At 72.7% G+C, this 20623-nt stretch carries 15 protein-coding genes and 1 pseudogene; 10 read left to right on the top strand and 6 right to left on the bottom strand.

The features are described from left to right. Positions 1-239: 239 nt before the first annotated feature. Together ACN28C_RS28900 and ACN28C_RS28895 are read left to right on the top strand one after the other, a co-directional pair. Complete coding sequence (locus ACN28C_RS28900; RefSeq protein ID WP_422770669.1) at positions 240-2360, top strand: APC family permease; 2121 nt, start codon at positions 240-242, stop codon at positions 2358-2360. Further along, positions 2357-3787 (top strand): class I SAM-dependent RNA methyltransferase, encoded by a 1431-nt coding sequence (locus ACN28C_RS28895; protein ID WP_422770668.1) that lies wholly within the window; start codon positions 2357-2359, stop codon positions 3785-3787. The genes ACN28C_RS28900 and ACN28C_RS28895 overlap by 4 nt, the downstream gene beginning before the upstream one ends. Positions 3788-3838: 51 nt before the next feature. On the opposite strand, the gene ACN28C_RS28890 is transcribed toward ACN28C_RS28895, so the two are convergent. The 3 genes from ACN28C_RS28890 to ACN28C_RS28880 form a co-directional block, all read right to left on the bottom strand. After that, positions 3839-4552, bottom strand: coding sequence for a hypothetical protein (locus ACN28C_RS28890; protein WP_422770667.1), 714 nt, complete (start codon positions 4550-4552; stop codon positions 3839-3841). 288 nt (positions 4553-4840) lie between these two features. Next, positions 4841-5128 (bottom strand): hypothetical protein, encoded by a 288-nt coding sequence (locus tag ACN28C_RS28885; protein ID WP_422770666.1) that lies wholly within the window; start codon positions 5126-5128, stop codon positions 4841-4843. Between the two features lie 4 nt (positions 5129-5132). Further along, positions 5133-5381, bottom strand: coding sequence for a hypothetical protein (locus tag ACN28C_RS28880; RefSeq protein ID WP_422770665.1), 249 nt, complete (start codon positions 5379-5381; stop codon positions 5133-5135). A 415-nt stretch (positions 5382-5796) separates the two neighbouring features. Between ACN28C_RS28880 and ACN28C_RS28875 the strand changes: the two genes are divergently transcribed. Next, positions 5797-6582 (top strand): helix-turn-helix domain-containing protein, encoded by a 786-nt coding sequence (locus ACN28C_RS28875; protein WP_422770664.1) that lies wholly within the window; start codon positions 5797-5799, stop codon positions 6580-6582. Beyond that, entirely contained in the window at positions 6573-6761 is a 189-nt protein-coding gene (locus tag ACN28C_RS28870; protein ID WP_422770663.1) for a DUF397 domain-containing protein, read from the top strand. Before ACN28C_RS28875 ends, ACN28C_RS28870 begins: the two co-directional genes overlap by 10 nt. Positions 6762-7008: 247 nt before the next feature. Here the strand turns inward: ACN28C_RS28870 and ACN28C_RS28865 are convergent, their stop codons facing one another. Continuing rightward, a complete protein-coding gene (locus tag ACN28C_RS28865) occupies positions 7009-7251 on the bottom strand; it encodes a hypothetical protein (RefSeq protein ID WP_422770662.1) in 243 nt (80 codons plus the stop codon). Positions 7252-7581: 330 nt separating this feature from the next. On the opposite strand from ACN28C_RS28865, the gene dxs reads away from it, so the two are divergent. Continuing rightward, a complete protein-coding gene (dxs, locus tag ACN28C_RS28860) occupies positions 7582-9576 on the top strand; it encodes a 1-deoxy-D-xylulose-5-phosphate synthase (RefSeq protein WP_422770661.1) in 1995 nt (664 codons plus the stop codon). Between the two features lie 48 nt (positions 9577-9624). Here dxs and ACN28C_RS28855 read toward each other — a convergent pair whose 3' ends face one another. Next, complete coding sequence (locus ACN28C_RS28855; RefSeq protein WP_422770660.1) at positions 9625-10821, bottom strand: hypothetical protein; 1197 nt, start codon at positions 10819-10821, stop codon at positions 9625-9627. Between the two features lie 280 nt (positions 10822-11101). Between ACN28C_RS28855 and ACN28C_RS28850 the strand changes: the two genes are divergently transcribed. Both ACN28C_RS28850 and ACN28C_RS28845 read left to right on the top strand, forming a co-directional pair. After that, positions 11102-13006, top strand: coding sequence for a hypothetical protein (locus ACN28C_RS28850; RefSeq protein WP_422770659.1), 1905 nt, complete (start codon positions 11102-11104; stop codon positions 13004-13006). Further along, a complete protein-coding gene (locus ACN28C_RS28845; RefSeq protein WP_422770658.1) occupies positions 13003-14922 on the top strand; it encodes a hypothetical protein in 1920 nt (639 codons plus the stop codon). The genes ACN28C_RS28850 and ACN28C_RS28845 overlap by 4 nt, the downstream gene beginning before the upstream one ends. Positions 14923-14946: 24 nt before the next feature. On the opposite strand, the gene ACN28C_RS28840 is transcribed toward ACN28C_RS28845, so the two are convergent. Next, entirely contained in the window at positions 14947-16743 is a 1797-nt protein-coding gene (locus tag ACN28C_RS28840) for a hypothetical protein (protein ID WP_422774842.1), read from the bottom strand. Between the two features lie 132 nt (positions 16744-16875). Here ACN28C_RS28840 and ACN28C_RS28835 point away from each other — a divergent pair, with 132 nt between their 5' ends. The 3 genes and pseudogenes from ACN28C_RS28835 to ACN28C_RS28825 all read left to right on the top strand — a co-directional run. Next, entirely contained in the window at positions 16876-18261 is a 1386-nt protein-coding gene (locus ACN28C_RS28835) for a PQQ-binding-like beta-propeller repeat protein (RefSeq protein WP_422770657.1), read from the top strand. Positions 18262-18330: 69 nt separating this feature from the next. Next, the gene (locus ACN28C_RS28830) at positions 18331-19017 is read left to right on the top strand and encodes a response regulator transcription factor (protein ID WP_422770656.1); all 687 of its coding nucleotides are present in this window, start codon (positions 18331-18333) and stop codon (positions 19015-19017) included. Further along, positions 19014-20171: pseudogene (locus tag ACN28C_RS28825) on the top strand (sensor histidine kinase); the annotation flags it as partial. The gene ACN28C_RS28830 and the pseudogene ACN28C_RS28825, both read left to right, overlap by 4 nt. Positions 20172-20623: the final 452 nt, after the last annotated feature.

Raw genomic sequence — 20623 nt, 5'->3', positions numbered from 1 at the left:
CGGTGGGTGGTGTCACCATGAGCGTAGTCATCCGGCCCTGTGCCGGTGCCGCCCGACCTCCCCGGCATCCACCCGCTCGAAACCCCTTCCTGAGCCGTTGTCCGCACCCGCCGTGATCTGCTGACCGCACCCGCCGTGACCTGCTGACCGCACCCGCCGTGAGCTGCTGACCGTCGCCCTGGCGAAGATCGGCCGCACCGGCCGTCCGGGCGAATCCGGCGGCCGTACCCTTAGCGGTTGTGGCCAGACCCACCTCGTTGCTGAAGCGGCTGCTGCTGGGCCGACCGTTCCGGTCCGACAGGTTGCAGCACACGCTGCTGCCGAAGCGCATCGCGCTGCCGGTGTTCGCCTCCGACGCCCTCTCCAGCGTGGCGTACGCCCCGGACGAGATCCTGCTGACCCTCTCGATCGCCGGCACCTCGGCGTACCTCTTCTCGCCGTGGGTCGCCCTGGCCGTCGTGGTGGTGATGCTCACCGTGGTGGCCAGCTACCGACAGAACGTGCACGCCTACCCGTCCGGCGGCGGCGACTACGAGGTGGCGACGGTCAACCTCGGCCCGAAGTTCGGCGTCGGGGTGGCGAGCGCGCTGCTGGTCGACTACGTGCTGACCGTCGCCGTCTCGGTCTCCTCGGGAGTGGCCAACCTCGGCTCGGTGCTGCCGTTCGTCGCCGAGCACCGGGTGGGGATCGCGGTCACCGCGGTCGCCGTGCTGACCGCGATCAACCTGCGCGGGCTGCGGGAGTCCGGCACCGCCTTCGCGATCCCGACCTACGGCTTCATGATCGTGATCCTCGGAATGATCCTCACCGGCCTGGTCCGGATCTTCGTCCTCGGCCACGACCTCCGGGCACCCAGCGCCGACCTGGTGGTCAGCGCCGAGCACGCCGACATGACCGCCTTCGCCATGGCGTTCCTGCTGCTGCGCTCCTTCTCCTCCGGCTGCGCCGCGCTCACCGGGGTGGAGGCGATCTCCAACGGCGTACCGGCGTTCAAGCCGCCGAAGAGCCGCAACGCTGCCACCACGCTGCTGATGCTCGGCCTGGTGGCGATCACGATGATTCTCGGGATCATCTGGCTCTCCCGGCTGACCGGCCTCCAGTTCATGGAGAATCCGGCGATCCAGCTCGAAGGCGGTCCCGCCGGCTACGTGCAGCAGACCGTGACGGTCCAGCTCGGCGAGGCCATCTTCGGCGGCGGGATCCTGCTCTTCGTGGTGGCCGGCGCGACCGCGCTGATCCTGTTCCTGGCCGCCAACACCGCGTTCAACGGCTTCCCGGTGCTCGGCTCGATCCTGGCGCAGGACCGTTACCTGCCCCGGCAACTGCACACCCGGGGCGACCGGCTGGCGTTCAGCAACGGCATCGTCTTCCTCGCCGTCACCGCCATCCTGCTGATCGTCGCCTTCGAGGCCGAGGTCACCCGGCTGATCCAGCTCTACATCGTCGGTGTCTTCGTCTCGTTCACCCTCTCCCAGGCCGGGATGATCCGGCACTGGAACCGGATGCTGCGCACCGAGCGGGATCCGCTGGTGCGGCGCCGGATGGTCCGGTCCCGGCGGATCAACGCCTTCGGGATGGGGCTGACCGGGGCGGTTCTGGTGGTCGTACTGGTCACGAAGTTCCTGCTCGGGGCGTGGATCGCGATCGCCGCGATGGCGGTCATCTACGCGACGATGCTCGGCATCCGTCGGCACTACGACCGGGTCTCCGCCGAACTGACCCCGGCCGAGGGGCGCCCGGTGCTGCCGGCCCGTAACCACGCCATCGTGCTGGTCAGCAAGGTGCACCAGCCGACGCTGCGGGCGATCGCGTACGCCCAGGCGACCCGGCCGGACACCCTGACCGCGCTGACGGTCAACGTGGACGAGGCGGACACCCGGGCGGTGCAGGCCGAGTGGGAACGGCACGACGTGCCGGTGCCGCTGACCGTGATCGACTCGCCGTACCGGGAGATCACCCGGCCCATCCTGGACTTCGTCGCCTCGGCCCGCCGGGAGTCGCCGCGCGACGTGGTCACGGTCTTCATCCCGGAGTACGTCGTCGGGCACTGGTGGGAGAACCTGCTGCACAACCAGAGCGCGCTGCGGATCAAGGGTCGGCTGCTCTTCGAGCCCGGGGTGATGGTGACCAGCGTGCCGTGGCAGCTCGCCTCCACCGCCCGGAAGAACCTCGACCGGTTCGACGCGACGCTGAGCCGTGGACCGGCCCGGGGGCCGCGCGGCGGCACCGTCGGCGGCATGCTCGGGCCACCCCCGCCGTCGAACACCGCCGCCGCGCCGCCACCCGCGCCGCCGCTGGCCGGCACCGACCTCGAAGAGCCCCCGCCCGGCCCGGGGCGGGACGCCGCCGGTCCCCGATGAGCGCCGGCGAGCGGGTCCGGGAAACCCCGACCGGTCCGGGTGAGGCGGAGCGGGTCGAGCTGACCGTCGGCGCGGTGGCGCACGGCGGGCACTGCGTGGCCCGGCTGGACGGGCAGGTGGTCTTCGTCCGGCACGCGCTGCCGGGGGAGCGGGTGGTCGCCGAGATCACCGAGGTACGCCGCGACTTCCTCCGGGCGGACGCGGTGACCGTACTCGACGCCTCGCCGGACCGGGTCGTGCCGCCCTGCCCGTGGGCGGGGCCGGACCGGTGCGGCGGCTGCGACCTCCAGCACGTGGCGCCCGCCGCGCAGCGGCACTGGAAAACCGAGGTGGTCGTCGAGCAGCTACGCCGGCTGGCCGGGCTGGCGCCGGAGGAGATCGCGGCGCTGGACGTACGCGTCGAGGAGCTGCCCGGCGGCCCGCTGGGCTGGCGGTCCCGGGTCCGGTACGCCGTCGACGCCGCCGGCCGGGCCGGCCTGCTCAAGCACCGTTCACACGAGGTCGTCCCGATCGACCGCTGCCGGATCGCCCGCCCGGCGATCCAGGAGCTGCCGCTGCTGGCGCCCGGCGGCCGGCGCTGGCCCGACGCCGACGTGGTGGAGGTGGTCGCCTCCTCCGGCGGCGACGTCACGGTACGCGGCCGTCGGGCCACCGGAACGGCTGTCGGCGGCGCGGTAACCGGAGACGGCGACGTCGGCGGCGCGGCAGCCGGGGAGGGCGACGTCGGCGGCGCGGCAGCCAGGGAGGGCGATGGCGGCGGCGCGGCAGCCAGGGACGGCGGGCTCCGGGAGACGGCGGAGGAACGGGAGACGGCGGAGGAACGGGAGACGGCGGAGGAACGGGTCCGGGAGCTGGCGGTGGGCCGGACGTGGCACCTGCCGCCGGAGGCGTTCTGGCAGGTGCACCCGGCCGCCGCGGACACGCTGGCGGCGGCCGTGCTCGACCTGCTGGCGCCGGAGGTCGGCGAGTCCGCCTGGGACCTGTACGGCGGCGCCGGACTCTTCGCGGCGGCCCTGGCCGAGCGGGTCGGTCCGGCCGGCCGGATCACCCTGGTGGAGGCGGCCCAGCCGGCGGTCGAGGCCGCCCGGGACAACCTGCGAGACCTGCCCGGCGTCGAGGTGGTCCGGGCGTCGGTCGGTCCGGCGCTGCGCCGGCGCCGGATCGTCGGGCCCGTCGACCTGGTGGTGCTGGATCCGCCGCGCTCCGGCGCCGGTGCCGAGGTCGTCCGGGCGGTCGCCGCCGCCACCGGCCGCGCTGTGGCCTACGTGGCCTGCGACCCGGCCGCCTTCGCCCGGGACGCGCGCACGTTCCGGGAGGCGGGCTGGCGGCTCGCCGCGTTGCGTGGTTACGACCTCTTCCCGATGACCCGGCACGTGGAGCTGGTGGCGCTGCTGCTACCCGCCGACCGGCCCCGGCCGGACCGCTGAGGCGACACTGACAGACCCTTGGCTGCCGGCCGAAGCGCTTCCGCGTTCGCCCTATGCGACGTTGCGCACGGCGGAGACGAGTTCGCTCATCCGGGCGTAGCGTCTGCCCTCTGCCGCCATGTCACCGGTTACGGTCTCCGCGAGCGGCGTCTCAACGTGGTCTGCGCCCTGGACGAAGAGACCCTGCGGGGAGATGGTGAGGAAGTATTGCCGCTCCTCGGCAGAGACCGGGATCGGCTCGCTCCCCGGTCGGGGGTCGCCCTTCCGCCGAACCAGCCACAAAGCCTCTGATTCCGACAGCTTCGACTTGAGCGATTCGATTTGCTCGTCGGTGGCGCGGCCCATGAACTCGACGGTCAGCCGGTCGGCGAATTCTGCCGGAAGTTGACCACGTACGACATCGCGGACGTTGAGTGTCACGCCGATCATCTGGAAGACGTCCTCCGGATGTTCACCCCGAAATGTGCGGGTCACCTTGACGTCGGCAACCTCCGCCACCACGACGGCCCCCGCCCCTTTCACGCCATCGGAAAGACTATCGTAGTACTCGGCAGGGATCGCTGCCGGGCCCAACGCGAAGAACTTGAGAGCGGCAACGACGTCAGCGCGATGTGCATCCAGGCTGTCTCCGACACGAGCCGACGTGACGGCTCCGGCCGGCGTAGTCTGCGGGTCCGACTGTCCCGCACATGCGGTTGTGGTAATCGCGAGCAGCGCGGCGCATACAGCCCCTATCGCAAGCCGGGTAATCCGTGATCGCTTCATCTTCTGCCTGTCCCCTCAATATTGAGTGTTGATGTGCAGCACCAGGGCGACGGCAGCCGCCGCCCTTCGGACGGCTACTCCGGCTCTGTTCGCGGGTGCGGTCGGATTGATCACGGGTGAACTCCAATCCGTACGGGGGGAGGGATGGACTCGGGTCGCACCCCGGGGCCGATCCGAAGGGGAGAACGAACGACCCCGGGGCGCTTCCCTTGTCGGCTCCGGCCCTGGGTGATGCGGGGGAAGGGGCCGAAGGCCGGTGCCGACGTTCTTGGGGGTGCCGAACCGGCGTCAGCGGCGTCGGGGAATCCAGTAGAGGATCTGGCCGACGACCATGCCGGGGTGCTGGTCGGGTAGCGCTTGCAGGGCGCGGGTGAGATGCGCGGCGAGGTACATCACCAGCCCGATCCGGTTGCCCTTGAAGCTGGCCAGCAGGGCCAGGCGGGCGTCCTGACAGGGCCAGTCGTGCTCGCACACCAGGCAGGCGTACCGGTCCCCGGGGAGGTGCTGCCCCGAGCGGACCGCCGCCAGCCGTCGCCGTGCGGCGTGCCGCTCCCATCGCACCCACGGCCCGATCACCGGTCTACACCCGCTCGGCGTGCCTGGCCCGGTGGCGCTGAGCCGGCGTCAGGTTGCCCGCGCTCCCGGTACGCACCTCCGGATAGGCCCAGGTGACGCCGTTCCATCCGTCGTGCCGAGTGCTCGGCGGTGGCGAGGGTGGGGGTGGTGGGGACGCGGCTGCGCCAGCGGCCCGCGCCTCCCTGGCGATCCTGGCGTCAACCGTGGCGGCCCGTACCGCTGCCCGGAAGGCGTGCCGGCCGATAGGGCGCACCCTTGGTCCATGCGGCACCGGTACCCGCTCGATCGAGCCGGGACAGGTCCAGCGGTGGCCGCACCGGCAGTACAGCCAGAGGTGCCACCACGCGCGACGATGGCGGGGGTTGCGGGTCTGTCTCATGTGTTGCCTCCCGTCGGCAAATTGGGGACGGGGGCGGTGCCGCCGGAGGTCCCTCTGACTTACCCCACACACCGCCCCCGTCCGACGGAAGATGGATCCGCCATCGGGGCGAATCTTTGCGGCCACTCCCCGGCGATTGGCAGGAGCCGCTTTGAACGCTTCCGTCTTGCGATCCACCCTGGACCGTGACAGCGCGGTAACGGAAGATGTACGGAAGTCATGGCGGGGGAAGGCTAAGCCGGAAAAATGACCGCCCCGTCTGGAGAGACATGGAGAATGTGAGGACTTTGTGGCCGGAAGTGAATACCTGATCAAGGAATTGCGGCGCGTCCGCGAAGCCTTCGGCCTCACTCAAGAGGCGTGGGGACAGCGGATCAAGTTCTCCGCACAGCACGTCAGCTCGATCGAGCGCGGAACGCGGGCCGCGCACCCGCGCTACCTGGAGTCCGTAGATCGGGCGTTCGGCACGGCCTTCCTTGACTTCTATCGAGAGTTCATCGTCGGCGAGGCCGCGCCGGTCTGGCTGAGGCCGTTCATCGAGTACGAGGCACGCGCCAGCCTGGTCCGAACCTTCCAAACGATCGTCATTCCCGGGCTACTCCAGACGGAGGCGTACGCGCGTGCGGTACTGCTCGGGCATGGGCACCGTGGGGAGAGCATGGAGGCCGCCCTGCTCACTCGACTTCATCGGCAGGACATCTTGCAGCGCGAGCCCGACCCCTGTCAGTTCGTCGCGGTGCTCGACGAATCGGTGTTGCGCCGCCGGATCGGGTCACCTGATCTGATGCGCGATCAGTTGAAGGCGATCGTTACGGCCTGTGACAGTCCAACCGTTGCGGTGCAAGTGGTCCCGGCCGATGTCGGAGCGTACCCGGGACTTGACGGACCGTTCACGTTGGCGAGCGTCGATGGTCGCCCAATCGGCTACCTTGAAGGCCACCTCAAGGGACGAGTGATCGAGAACCCGGACGCTACATCGGACCTTGAGGGGATCTGGGAAAGTACCCGGGGGTACGCTCTGCCCGTACAGCAGAGCCTCGACCTGATCGTGAGGGCGGCGGAAGAATGGACGTAGGCGGCATCCCTCGGTGGCACAAGTCGACGCACAGTGACAGCTCCGGGTGCGTTGAGGTTGCCGACAACCTTCCCGGCCGGGTTCTGGTCCGGGACAGCAAGGACCGGGACGGCGGAACCCTCGCGTTCGACCCGGCGAGCTGGCGAGCGTTCGTCACCCTGGCGAGGCGCCACGGCTGACGCGGGTCCGCGCTGCGGGCCACAACGACGAAAAGCCCCGGCCCTACCTGGCGGTAGGGTCCGGGGCTGTTGTGCTTCTAGGGCGTCCACCACGCGACCCGTTTGCCCGGGACGCACTACCCGGCGGCGAACCTGAGCAGCCTCACCGGGCCGGCAGCCCGTTCGCCTCACGCCGCACGGCCGGCAACTGCCGCGGGGCGCTGAGGCGGGCGCCGTAGCAGGTGGTGTGGCGACGTTCTGGATCGGTTCAGACAATGGCGTGCAGGGTGGGCTGGGGGACCGCCTCCGTATCCCGGCGGGCGGACCGGGCGGCGGCCCGGTCGCGGAGCCGGATCCAGGCGACGATCAGCAGAATCAACGGAAGCAGCGGCAGCGCGATCAGCAGCACGATGCCGACCGCGAGGACCTGACCGGCGGCGTACCGGCCGGAGGTCGGCGTGCTGCGGACGTGGTCGGAATTCCGGCCGGGGCGGGAGTCAGCAGGCGGCATGTCGAGACCTTTAGGGAAGGGTCGGGTTACCGGCCATGCTACGGCCGTTTGCGGGATCTGCCCGATTTTTCGTTCGTTCGGCGGAACTGCTCCCCGCCACTCGCGGTGCGGGGTCGTCGACTGTCCGCGACCGTCGCCCGTCCGGTCAACGGGACTCTACCGATCGCCGGCCGCCCCGGCGGTACCGGTCGGCCCACCGGCTTCGCCGGCCGGGCTGCGGCGCGGCCCGGCCCCGATAGACTCTGCGGCTATGAGCCTGTCTAGGGAGCGAATCAGCCAGCCCGGCGCCGTGCGGCCCGATACCGCTGCCGAGCGCGGCGAGGTGACGGAATGAGCGTGGAGGAGTCGGAAACTCCCGTCGGGCGGCTGTTGGGCGCGATCCGCGGGCCGCAGGACGTCAAGCGGATGCCCGCCGAGGATCTCGCGCTGCTCGCCGCCGAGATCCGGGACTTCCTGGTCGCCAAGGTCTCCCGCACCGGCGGGCATCTCGGCCCGAACCTCGGCGTGGTCGAGCTGACCGTCGCCATGCACCGGGTCTTCGACTCGCCCCGGGACCGCTTCCTCTTCGACACCGGCCACCAGGCATATGTGCACAAGATGCTCACCGGGCGGCAGGAGGGCTTCGACCAGCTCCGCCAGCGCGGTGGCCTCTCGGGCTATCCGAGCCAGGCCGAGAGCGAGCACGACCTGATCGAGAACTCGCACGCCTCGACCGCGCTCTCCTACGCCGACGGGCTCGCCAAGGCGTACGCGCTGCGTGGCGAGTCGCGCAGCGTCGTCGCGGTGGTCGGCGACGGCGCGCTGACCGGCGGTATGTGCTGGGAGGCGCTGAACAATATCGCCGCCGCCCGCAACCCGCTGGTCATCGTGGTCAACGACAACGGCCGGTCGTACGCGCCGACGATCGGCGGCCTCGCCGACCACCTGGCCACGCTGCGGCTCAACCCCGGCTACGAGAAGGTGCTGGACGCCGTCAAGGAGGCGCTCGGTTCCACCCCGATGGTCGGCAAGCCGATGTACGAGGTGCTGCACGCGGTCAAGAAGGGCATCAAGGACGCCGTCGCGCCCCAGGCGATGTTCGAGGACCTCGGCATCAAATACTTCGGCCCGGTCGACGGGCACGACATCGCCGCGATGGAGTCGGCGCTGCGTCGCGCCAAGGGCTTCGGCGGGCCGGTCATCGTGCACGCGGTCACCCGCAAGGGCCTCGGCTACCGCCCGGCGGAGGAGGACGACGCCGACTGCCTGCACAGTCCGAGCGCCTTCGACGTCGAGAATGGCAAGTCGCTGGCCGCACCCTCGGTGAAGTGGACGCACGTCTTCGCCGACGAGCTGGTCGCGATCGCCGACGAGCGGCCGGACGTGGTCGGCATCACCGCCGCGATGGCCGAGCCGACCGGCATCGCCGCGCTGGCCCGGAAGTATCCGGAGCGGGTCTACGACGTCGGCATCGCCGAGCAGCACGCGGCCACCTCCGCCGCCGGCCTCGCCCTGGGCGGCCTGCATCCGGTGGTGGCCGTCTACGCGACCTTCCTCAACCGCGCTTTCGACCAGGTGCTGCTCGACGTGGCGATGCACAAACTGCCGGTGACGTTCGTGCTGGACCGGGCCGGGATCACCGGCCCGGACGGGCCGAGCCACTACGGCATCTGGGACATGTCCGTCTTCGGGGTGGTGCCCGGCCTGCGGATCGCCGCGCCCCGGGACGCCGCGACCCTGCGGGCGGAGCTGCGCGAGGCGGTCGCCGTCGAGGACGGGCCGACCATCCTGCGCTTCCCGACCGGCACCGTCGCCGCCGACCTGCCGGCACTGCGCCGGGTCACCGCCACCGGCTCGGTCTCCGGCGGGGTCGACGTGCTCGCCGAGTCCGCCCGGACCGACGTGCTGCTGGTCGCGGTCGGCGCCTTCGGCCAGCTCGGCGTGGAGGTGGCCGCCCGGGTCGCCGAGCAGGGCTACGGCGTCACGGTGGTCGACCCGCGCTGGGTCCGGCCGATCCCGCCGGAGCTGGTCACGCTGGCCGGCAGCCACCGGCTGGTGGTCACCGTGGAGGACGGCGTACGGGCCGGCGGGGTCGGTGACGCGCTGGCCAAGGCGCTGCGCGACGCCGACCTCCGGATCCCGGTGCGCGACCTCGGCGTACCAGCGGTCTGGCAGCCGCACGGCACCCGGGCACAGATCCTCGCCGATCTGGGGCTGACCGCACAGGACGTGGCCCGGGACGTCACCGGCTGGGTCTCGCAGCTCGACGACGAGCCGATCGCCCGGGTACGGGTGACCGCCGCCAACGGCGACCGGTCGGCGAAGGGACGTAACGCCCGGGGCTGATGCCCGCGGCGGGGCGGCGGGGCGGTGCTTGTCGCCCGCCCCGCCGTTTCAGTCGTCGTCGCCGCCGACCGAGCGGTCGGTGGTCTTCCCCGGGGTGATCAGGCTGAAGGTCTGCCGGGTCGCGGGTTTCGCCACCACCATCAGCCCCGGACGGTCGACCAGGCGGGTGGTGTCGGGCGGCACCGCGAGACTGGCGTCCCGGCCCGGCTGCCAGACCAGCACCGCGACGGGGCGGGCCAGCGGCAGGACGTACGTCTGGAGTGGCTCGAGCCGGTCGGCGGCCGACACCACCGGCGGCCCGGCGGCGGGCCGGAACAGGACGGCCGACATCATCCCCTCGTCGGTCCGCCAGTTGAGCTGTTCCAGCTTCCTCGGCTCCCCGCTGCCGTCCAGCTCGACATCGTCGGCCAGCGACTTGGTGGAGAGTTGGTCGATCGGCCAGGAGACCGGCACCGAGTCGGGCTGGGCCTCGCCGTGCACCCGGTGCGGGATGCTGCCGAACGGCCCGGTCTCGGCGGCGAGCACGCAGGTGTCCAGGCCGTCCAGGACCCGGGCGCCGCTGCCGGTGTCGTCACCGACCAGCGGATAGCGCGGCGCCTCGATGCCGGTGCCGAGATCGATCGTCCGCTCGGCGGACTTGCCGGTCGGCAGCGACTCGCTGGGGCGCAGCCGGGCGGTGACGGTGCTCGCCGCGCAGGCCGGCAGCGCGACCGGCCCGGTCAGGCCGCCCGTGATGGTCAGTGGCCGGCGGTCCGGTCCGAGGAGGCGTTCCACCCGGGCCGAGACGAGGTAGCGCCGGCCGGTGGGCAACTGCACGGGCAGGACGTCGGAATAGACCAGGTAGCCCGGGTCGGTGTATTCGACCGCCCGGTCGACGGTGAAGTCCGGGCCGTCGCCGGTCAACTGCAGCAGCCAGGACGCCGCCTCGCCCGGCACGTCGGCGGCGACGAGCGCCAGCCGGACGCCGTCGACCTCGCCGAGCCAGAGGATGCCGGAGGTCGGGAAATGGACCCGGTCCTCGACCGGCGAGCGCCACTCGTCGACGGCCCGGGCCACCGCCGCCGTGGCCTGTTCGTCGCCGGAGAGCGAGCCCCGGGACGGCCAGACCTGGAGCGTGCCGTCCAGCGTGTCGTAGCCGACCCGCAGCGCCGCCGGGGGTTCCTTCGGGATGCTGCCGCATCCACTCGCGAGGAGGGCCAGCGTGAGGGCCGCGCCGACGATCCCGGTACGAGCGAGTGGACCCACCGCTGTGCTCCCGATTCGCCTCAGTCGTTGACGGAAGCCACATCCTACGAGATCTCGGACGCCCCCCGGGCGGGACCCGGGAAAGCCCGACCGATCGGGGACGGCCGGCCGGGTGGGACCGCTCGCCCTGCGGTAACCCGCGGCCCAGGCAACTGGGACCAATGGGGTACTCCTGTAGACTCCGCCGACTGTGACGCTTGCCGAGCCACGTCTGCACAACACGCCCGACCAGGAGGGCCCCGAGTCAGGTAGCCGAACGGCGACCGGGGTCGATGGCGGCGTGCCCGGACCGGCCGGTCCGGGCAGTGGTGCCGAGAAGGGCTCGCAGAACGGGTCGGCGGGCGGGCACACCGAGCGCGAGCCGGGCCCACGGTCCGGCGGCCCGCAGGAGGACCCCGGCACCCCGGACCGGCCCACCGGTGCCCCGAACACCCGGCCGGGCCGCTGGCCGACCTGGCGGCGCGACCTCGCCGTCTACGCCTTCTTCCTGGTCGCCGGCTTCTGGGTGACCAGCCAGATCTGGCTCGACCCGGCCGGCCGGGTCGCCGCCCTCTACAGCAGTGACCCGGCGCAGGTGCAGTACTTCCTCGCCCACTCCGTACGCGTGGTGCTGCACGGCGAGTACCCGTTCTTCACCGACCGGTTGAACTATCCGGACGGTGTCAACCTGATGGCCAACACGGCGATCCTGGGGCTCGGCATCCCGATGGTGCCGGTGACGCTGCTCTTCGGACCGGCGGTCTCCTTCGTGGTGCTGGTGACCCTCGGCCTGGCCGGCACCGCCTCCGCCTGGTACTACGTGCTCTCCCGGCACCTGGTCAGCGCCCCGATCGCGGCCATCGCCGGCGGCTGGTTCTGCGGCTTCTCCCCGGCGCTGCTGTCACACGCCAACTGGCACCCCAACATCATCTCGCAGTTCCTGCTCCCGTTCATCGTCTGGCGGGTCCTCGTGCTGACCCGCTCCACCCGGCCGGTCCGGGACGGGGTGATCCTCGCGCTGCTCGTCACCTACCAGGCGTTCATCAACGAGGAGATCCTGCTCTTCACCGCGATGGCGTGCGGGGTCTTCCTCCTCGCCGTGCTGGTGCAGCAGCCGGGCCGGTGGCGGGCGACGTGGCGCCCGCTCGGCGCCGGGTTGGCGGTCTGCGCCCTGCTCGCCGGGGCGCTGCTGGCGTACCCGCTGATCGTGCAGTTCGCCGGGCGGCAGGCGTACCACGGGCTCAGCGACGCGGTACGGGACTACGGCAACGACCTGGCCGCGTTCTTCGTGCCCGGCTCCACCACGCTCGGCGGCAACCAGGAGGCCAATGCCGACCTGGCTCCGAACTATTCGGAGGAGAACGCCTTCTTCGGCTGGAGTCTCGCACTGCTGACCGTGGCGATCGTGGTCTGGCTCCGCCGCGAGGTGGTGATCCGGGCACTCGCCGCGACCGCCCTGCTCTTCGCGATCCTCTCGCTCGGCGAGCGGATCTCCTGGTGGAACCGGGGCGCGTTGTGGGGGCCGTGGGACATCCTGGTCAGGGCGCCGCTGCTGGACGCGGTGGTGCCGACCCGGTTCGGCCTGATCACCACCGTGGTGATCGGGCTGATCCTCGCCCTCGCCACCGACCGGGCCTGGACGATGCGGTTCGCCGAACCGCGGGCGCTGCGCGCGGTCGTGGTGACGGCGCTGGCGATCGCGCTCGTGCCGATCCTGCCGCTGCCGCTGCGCGAGGTCAGTCGGCCGCCCGTGCCGCACTTCGTCACCTCCGGCCAGTGGCGGCCGTTCGTCGGCCCCGACCAGACGCTGGTGCCGGTGCCGATTCCGGCGATGGGGCACACCAACGGGATGCGCTGGGCCGCCGCCACCAACCTCGACTTCAAGATCCCGGGCGGCTATTTCCTGGCCCCCCGCAACGGCAACACCGGCGACGCGGGACGCTTCGGCGGCCGGCCCAGCGGGCTGAGCGCCGTGCTCGACCAGGTGGCCACGAACGGGCAGCCGGCGACCCTGAACGACCGGCAGCGCCGGCGGGCCCTGGACGAACTCCGGCACTGGCGGGCGGCGATCCTGGTCCTGCCGGTGCGGCAGGAACACGCCGAGGCGCTGCGTACCACCGTCGACCAGCTCGCCGGGCCGGCCCAACGTACCGCCGACGTGTGGGTGTGGGACGTCCGCGCCCTGACCAACCGCTCGGCGGGGTGAGCGGCCCGAGTCGACCGCAGACCGCGCCTGACGTCGCGGTCCCGTCGGCCGTGCCGTCGGCGGCCGACGGGACCGCACCCGGGCGCCGGGCGGCGCTGCGGCGCGCCGCCGCCGACCGGCTCACCGCGCTGCGTGCCTGGTCGGCCCGGCGTCGCGGCCCGTTGGTCGACACGGCCGTCGTGCTCTGCTACCTGGCCGTGGCCGGCTACGTCACCTCCGGGCTCTGGTGGCACCGCGACCGGATGACCTACGCCAGCAACGACATGATGCTCTTCGAGTGGATGCTGGCCCGCGCCGCCCGGGCGGTGACCCACCTGGAGAACCCGCTGTACAGCACCGCACTGAACGCGCCGGACGGGATCAACCTGATGGCGAACACCTCGGTGCTCGGCCTGGGTGTCCCGCTGACGCCGGTGACCCTGCTCTTCGGCTCGCAGACGACCTACCTGACCGCGGTCGTGCTCTCCCTGGCCGGTACGGCCACCGCCTGGTACCTCTTCCTCTCCCGTCGGCTCGTCGGCTCCCGCCTCGGCGCCGCCGTCGCCGGCCTCTTCTGCGGTTTCGCCCCGGGGATGATCTCCCAGGCCACCGGTCACCTGCACATGATCGCGCAGTTCCTGGTGCCGGCGATCCTCGCGGTGGTCTTCGACCCGCGCACCGACCGGGTGCTCCGGCGGGGCGTCCTGCTCGGACTGCTCGTCTGCTACCAGGTCTTCCTCGGCGAGGAGGTGCTCGTCTTCCTGGTGCTGGCCTGCGGGGTCTTCACCGTCGGCCTCGTCGTGGCGGCCCCCCGCACCGCCCGCCGGCTGGCGCCGCCGTTCGTCGGCCGGCTCGGCGTCGGCGCGCTGGTCGCGGTGGTGCTGCTGGCGTACCCGCTCTGGTTCCAGTTCCTCGGGCCGGGGCACTACCGCGGGCTGCCGTTCGACCCGGCGGCGTACCCGCTGGACCTGGAGTCGTTCACCGCCGCCTCCCGGCAGTCGATCGCCGGTCACGAGTCGGTGCCCGGAAAGCTCTCGCCCAACCTCACCGAGGAGAACTCCTTCTTCGGCCTGCCGCTGATCGTGCTCTGCGCGGTCATCGCGCTCTGGCAGTGGCGGCGGCCGCTGGTCAGGGCGCTCGTCCTCTGCGCGGTGGTCTTCGCCGCGCTCTCGCTCGGCGGACAGCTGCGGGTCGGCGGGGAGGTGCTGGAGCTGCCCGGCCCCTACCGGCTGGTCTCCTGGCTGCCACTTGTCGACCTGGCGGTGCCGGCGAGGTTCCCGCTGATCTGCGTACCGGCCCTGGCCATCCTGCTGGCGATCTCCTTCGACCGGATTCCCCGCCGTGCGGCGGGGAATCCGGCGCCGGGAACCGGGACGATGACCGCGACGGGAACGGCCGGCGGACGGGTGCCGGTCCGGCTGCTCTGGACCGGCGCGGTCGCCGCCGTCCTGCTGCCGGTGGCGCCGACCCCGCTGCACACCAGGCCGGTCTGGCCGGTGCCGGAGTTCGTCGCCAGCGGCGAGTGGCGGGCGTACGTGCCGCCGGGGCGCACCCTCGTGCCGGTGCCGCCGACCAGGGGCACCGAGGCGATCGCCGGGATGTACTGGTCGGCCCGGACCGGGCTGGCCTTCACCGCACCCGGCGGGTACTTCATCGGGCCCACCGGTCCGGACGACCCACAGGGGCGCTGGGGTGCGCCGGACCGGCCGACGGCGGTGCTGCTGGACCGGGTGGCCGCCACCGGCGAGGTGCCGCCGATCGGCGAAACCGAACGGCGGCAGGCGATCGAGGACCTCCGGCACTGGCGGGCCGCGATCGTGGTGCAGGGCGGCCTGCACCGGGGCGTCCCGGTCAAGGAGACCATCGACCAACTGCTCGGGCCGGGGCGGGACATCTCCGGCGCCTGGGTGTGGGACGTACGCGACCGGGTCGGCTGACCGACCGGCGAGCGGGGGTCGTGGTCAGCCGACGAGGGGGCGGACGTCCCAGAGCCAGACGTCGTCCACCCGCTGCCCGGGACCGAGCAGCCCGGCGAGCAGGACGTGCAGGGCGGGCGCGGACGGGTGGTCGCCGAGCACCACCACCGAGGCGTTCCAGAACCGCAGGTCCTCGACCGCCTGGCGCCGGTTCTCCTCGGTGACCACCGGCGCGGCGCCCCGGTCCATGGTGCCGTAGATCAGCAGGCTGGTCGGCCGGGACGGCGCGCCGAAGACCCCGTTGCCCTCCGCGTCCGGCCCGATGAAGTAGCCGGCCGGGATCGGGAAGGCGTGCTGGGTCACGGCGCTCCAGCGCAGCGTGCTGAGGCCGTGCACGTTGCTGGGGATGGGCACCGGCACCAGGGTCCGGCCCGCCGGCACGTAGGGGCGCCAGGCTCCGGAGGTGATGAAGTGCGGCGGCGGGTCGACGTGCATGGCCGGCAGCGGGCGCGGGACGATCGGCAGCAGCGCGAGCGCGATCGCGGCGTACCCCAGGATCCGCACCCGGGCCGGCGCCCCGCCCCGGCTCTTCGCGACCTCGTTCCAGCCGAGCGCGACCAGGACGCCGACGGCGGCCACCGTGACCAGGCTCAGCCGGGTCGGCATCATCATCTCGACCAGCGGCAGGTCCTCCGGCAGCAGGTGCCACGGCCCCTCGTGGTCGGTCAGTTCGCCGTCGACGCGAACCTGCCGGCCGAGCGAGGCGAGCGCGAACCCGGCACCCAGCAGCCCGGCGATCCGGGCGGCGACCGAGCTCCGCCAGAGCAGCACCGCGAGCAGCACGGCCAGCCCGACGAGCGGCCAGCCGAGCCAGGTGTTCTGCTCGGTGATCCCGATGGTCTTCTCCACCTCCGGCGAGCCGGCGATGGTGTCCCGGGAGTAGGTGACGAAGGCCCGCAGGTCCTCGCCCCAGTTGTGGAAGACGCCGCCCTGCAGGCCCCGGTAGGACTGCGGGCCGTTGAACTGGTACCAGATGGGGTAGCCGGCCAGCAGCAGCGCCAGCAGGCCGCCGACGCCGAGGGCGCGGAGGTAGGTCCAGAGCCGTGCCCGCATCAGCGACCAGCGGAACGCCACGTGCAGCGGCACGACGACCGCGCAGGCCAGCGCGGTGAGCAGCAGCATCTCCTCGTTTATGAAGATCTGGTACGCCACCAGCAGGCCCAGCACCACCCCGTTGCGCAGCCAGCGCCCCGGCTCGCCGAGCCGGAGCACCCGGACGACGATGAGTGGGAGGAGGAAGTTGGAGACGAAGTTCGGCTGCCCGTTGGCGTGGTGGATGATGCCGGGCGCGAAGCCGAGGAACGCGCCGCCGACGAAGGCCGCGCCCCGGGAGGAGACCAGGTGCCGGGAGAGCATCCAGTAGGAGGTCGCGGCCGTCGCGGCGAGCGCGCCGCCGAGATAGAGCGCGTACGTCACCTGCGGGCCGAACGCCCAGGTGAGCGGCGCCAGCGGCAGGGTGACGCCCAGCAGCGACGTGTTGGCCATCAGGTTGACGCCGTCCGGGGCGTTCTGCCGGGCGGAGAAGAGCGGGTTCTCCAGGTGCCGGACCGAGTACGCGCCATGCGCGAACAGCCACTCGAACCAACTGTGGTCGGTGGGCAGGTGCGACGAGACCCGGTGGTTGACGTCCACCCAGTAGTTGGCGCAGACGAAGACGCCGAGCAGGACGTACGCTCCGATGGCCAGCAGGTCGGCCCGCGTGGGTGCCCGGAAGGGCCGCCACCGTCGGGACTGCCGGGCCTCGGTCGAGCCGGCTTCGGCATCCGAAGAATTGTCCACCACCGGAAGTGCCACGAGGCGCCATCGTACAGGTGACCTCGCGTCCGAAATGCGGGGTACCCGTCTTGGATATCCCGAGTCTGCCCGGCCTGCACGAAAGGTCCGGCCGGCCCGGATGGCCGGGGAAGGAGGGACATGCCCACCATCGAGTTGGGCGAGTTGGGCGGTGAAGCCCGCACGGGTGCGTCCCGCCCGGCTCCGGCCGCGACCGCACCGCCGCGCCGGCACCGGACCGTACGGCCGGTCTGGCTCGCGGCGGTGCTGGTCGGGCTGCTCGGCCCGGTGGCGGCCGGGGAGCCGGTGCCGCGACCGTGGCCGGAGACCACCGTGCCGGCCCGGCTCGGCTCCACCGTCTTCGCCGAGCGGGACTGGATGTTCGTCGCCGCACCGGCGCCGACGGGCGGGGGCGGAGCGGAACTGACCGCGTACCGGCTGCCCGGTGGTGGGCCGCGCTGGCGGGCGACCCTGCCGACCAGCGACCTCGGGAGTCCATGGCTGCTCGGCGACACGCTGCTGCTCGCCACCTATTCGGAACGGCTGGGCGGGGCGGGTCGGCTGACCGCCGTGGACGTCCCGGCCGGCACCGTCTCCTGGAGCCGCCCGGCCAGCCTGCTGGTGGTCGCCGACACCGGCGACGCCGTGCTCTGGGTGCCGTCCCCGGACCGGCCGCCGGAGGCGGAAACACCGGAGAGCCAGCCGCCGGAGGCGGAAACTCCGGAGAACCGGCCGGCGACGCTGGAGGTGGTGGATCCGGCCTCCGGCGCCGTGCGCTGGTCGCTACCGGTACCGGTAGGCGCGCGACCCTCGTTCGACACCTCTGCGCCCGAGCCGGCGGGACCCGTCCGGGCGACGATGCTGGTCCTTCCCCTGCCCTCGGGACGGGTCGAGGTGCGCGACCTCGGCACCGGGGCCCTGCTCCGGGCCGGTCTCCTGGCACCGCCGCGCTCCGGGGGGCAGCTGCGCTGGTGGGGGGAGGTGGTGGGTGACCAGTTCCTGGTGCACGAGGAGCGGGTGGTGACCGCGTACGGGCTGCCCGGGCTGGACCGTCGCTGGTCGGTCCCGGACGACCAGGCGGCCGAGCAGGGGCCGTACGCCTGCGGGACCGGCTACCTCTGCAGCCTCCGCCACGGGGGCGGGGCGCGGGTCTGGGACGCGGCGACGGGGGACACCCGCTGGACCGACGACCGCTGGGCCGGCCTGCGTCCGGTCGGTGACGTGCTGATCGCCGCGCGGGTGGGGACCGGCGAGACCGAGGAGCTTGCCGTCGTCGACCCGGCCACCGGGCGGGTCCTCGCCGAGCTCGGTCCCTGGGCGGTGTTCACGCCGCACGACGGGCGCCTCGTCGGCGTCCGCTACGGCACGGACCGGCGGGCCCTGGTGGCGGAGTTCGATCCGGCGACCTGGCGACGCCACGTGCTGGCGCTGCTGCCGGAGGTCTCCGGCGACTGCGGGTTGACCGCCACGGTGCTGCACTGCCGCCGCCTGGACGCGTCGGTCGGGGTGTGGCGGCTGCCCCGGTAGGTTCGGCCGCGGGCCGTTGCTTGTCCGGCACGGATAGGTTGTCCCCGACAGCTAATCCGGGAGGTCCTGGTGCGGGTACTGGTGGTGGAGGACGAGCGCAACCTGGCCGACGCGATCGTCCGGGGACTGCGCCGCAAGGGCATGGCGGTGGACGTCGCCTACGACGGCTCGGTCGGACACGAGATGGCGTTCGTCACCCGGTACGACGTGGTGGTGCTCGACCGGGACCTGCCGGGCGTGCACGGTGACCAGATCTGTGCCGACCTGGTCAGCTCGGAGGCGCTCACCCGGGTGCTGATGCTGACCGCGAGCGGCACCGTCGCCGACCGCGTGGAGGGGCTCCAGCTCGGCGCCGACGACTACCTGCCGAAGCCGTTCGCCTTCGACGAGCTGGTGGCCCGGGTGCAGGCGCTGGGCCGCCGGGCCACCCCGGTCACCCCGCCGGTGCTGACCGTGGCCGACCTGGTGGTCGATCCGGCCCGGCGGGTGGCGACCCGGGGCGGGGCGGCGGTGGACCTGACCCGCAAGGAGTTCGGCGTGCTGGAGGAGTTGCTGAAGGCGCGCGGGGCGGTGGTGTCCAGCGAGGAACTCCTGGAACGGGTCTGGGACGCCAACACCGACCCGTTCACGACGACCGTCCGGGTGACCGTGATGACGCTGCGGAAGAAGCTCGGCGACCCACCGTTGATCGAGACGGTCGTCGGCGCCGGCTACCGGGTGCCGGATCCGTACGTGCCGGGGCAGGTGAGCGCATGACGGTCTATCTGACCCGGCGCCGGCCACGGTTGCGGCCCACCCTGCGGCTCCGGCTGACCCTGCTCAACGGCATCCTGCTGATCGGGGCCGGTGCGATCCTCGTGCTGCTCGCCTGGCTGCTGGTCGGCGACGCGCTGACCCCGGCCACCCAGCTCACATCGGATCCGATGCTCGAACTCTCCGACGGCAGGCTGGTCCAGGCGAGCGAGTGGCAGCGGGAGATGGCGCAGAGCGCGTCCCGGGAGCTGCTGGTCAAGGGTCTGGTGGCGCTGCTGGCGATCAGTGTCGTCGGGGTCGCCGGGGCGTACGCGGTGGCGGGCCGGGCGCTGCGCCCGCTGCACCAGGTCACCTCGACCGCCCGCCGGCTCGGCGAGGCAACGCTCGACCAGCGGATCCGCTACTCCGGCGCGGACGACGAGGTGGCCGAGCTGGCCGGCACCTTCGACGCGATGCTGGACCGGATCGGGGAGGCGTTCGAGGCGCAGAAGCGTTTCGTCGCCAACGCCTCGCACGAACTGCGTACGCCGCTGGCGGTGATGCGTACCGAGATCGACGTGACGCTCGCCGACGACGAGGCGGACGTGGCCGAGTACCGGCGGATGGCGACAGTGGTCCGGGACGCCTCCGAGCGGGCCAACAACCTGGTCGACGCGCTGTTGGTGCTGGCGCGCAGCGAGGCGCAGGCGGGCCGCCGGCTGGCCCGGAAGGCGCCGACCGATCTCGCCACCGGCGCCAGCGCGGCTCTCTCGGCCGTCCGGGCCGAGACCGGCCGCCTCAAGCTCCAGGTCTCCACGGCACTGGCCCCGGCACCGGTGGTCGGCGACCCCGGCCTGCTGGAACGGCTGGCCGGCAACCTGATCGAGAACGCGGTCCGCTACAACCACCTGCACGGCCGGATGTGGGTGCGGACCGGGTCGGATCCCGAGCAGGCGTGGCTGGTGGTCGGCAACACCGGCTTCGAGGTGGAGCAGGCGGACGTACCGGGGCTCTTCGAGGCGTTCCGGCGGGGCGGCCGGGAGCGGACCGGGGCCCGGGGTTCCGGGTTGGGGCTCTCGATCGTCCGGGCGGTCTGCGACGCGCACGGCGGCACGGTCAGCGCGGTCGCCCAGCCCGGCGGCGGGCTGGAGGTGACCGTGACGCTTCCGGCCGCCGACACCACCCCGGTGGTGGCCGCGTCGGCCGTGGTCGGCGGGGTTCCGGGCGCGGCGCCGGTCCGGCCCTCGACCGCGAACCCGGCCCCGTCGCCGGCCGGTCCGGCGGGCGTGACACTGCCGGCCGGTCCGGCGGGCGTGTCCGCGCCGAGCGGTCCGGCGGGCGTGTCCGCGCCGAGCGGTCCGGCGGGCGTGTCCGCGCCGAGCAGTAACGCCAGCACGGTGCCGCTCGGGTCGACGGCCGCCCGGGCCGCTCCGGCCGGTGCACCCGTGCCGGGGGCGCAGCCGGAGACGCCGGGAGGGATCCGCCGGGACCTGCCGGAGTCCGGGCCCGGCGGCGACGCGGCGCGCGACTGACCGATGGCCGACCGGGGCGTGCACGTAACGCCGACGGCAACGCCGGACGGGGCCGCCGGCCGGCGTATCCCCGTGACCGGCCGATGACGGGCCCCGGG

It is taken from the genome of Plantactinospora sp. WMMC1484 (assembly GCF_049315195.1).
Lineage (GTDB): Bacteria > Actinomycetota > Actinomycetes > Mycobacteriales > Micromonosporaceae > Plantactinospora.
The sequence above is the reverse complement of the archived record's forward strand: the minus strand, read 5'-3'. Positions and strand labels throughout refer to the sequence as shown.

Coding starts and splice junctions, on each gene's coding strand:
- ACN28C_RS28890 (WP_422770667.1), bottom strand. CDS start 4,552: ATGAAGCGATCACGGATTACCCGGCTTGCGATAGGGGCTGTATGCGCC.
- ACN28C_RS28835 (WP_422770657.1), top strand. CDS start 16,876: ATGCCCACCATCGAGTTGGGCGAGTTGGGCGGTGAAGCCCGCACGGGT.
- ACN28C_RS28870 (WP_422770663.1), top strand. CDS start 6,573: ATGGACGTAGGCGGCATCCCTCGGTGGCACAAGTCGACGCACAGTGAC.
- ACN28C_RS28895 (WP_422770668.1), top strand. CDS start 2,357: ATGAGCGCCGGCGAGCGGGTCCGGGAAACCCCGACCGGTCCGGGTGAG.
- dxs (WP_422770661.1), top strand. CDS start 7,582: ATGAGCGTGGAGGAGTCGGAAACTCCCGTCGGGCGGCTGTTGGGCGCG.
- ACN28C_RS28865 (WP_422770662.1), bottom strand. CDS start 7,251: ATGCCGCCTGCTGACTCCCGCCCCGGCCGGAATTCCGACCACGTCCGC.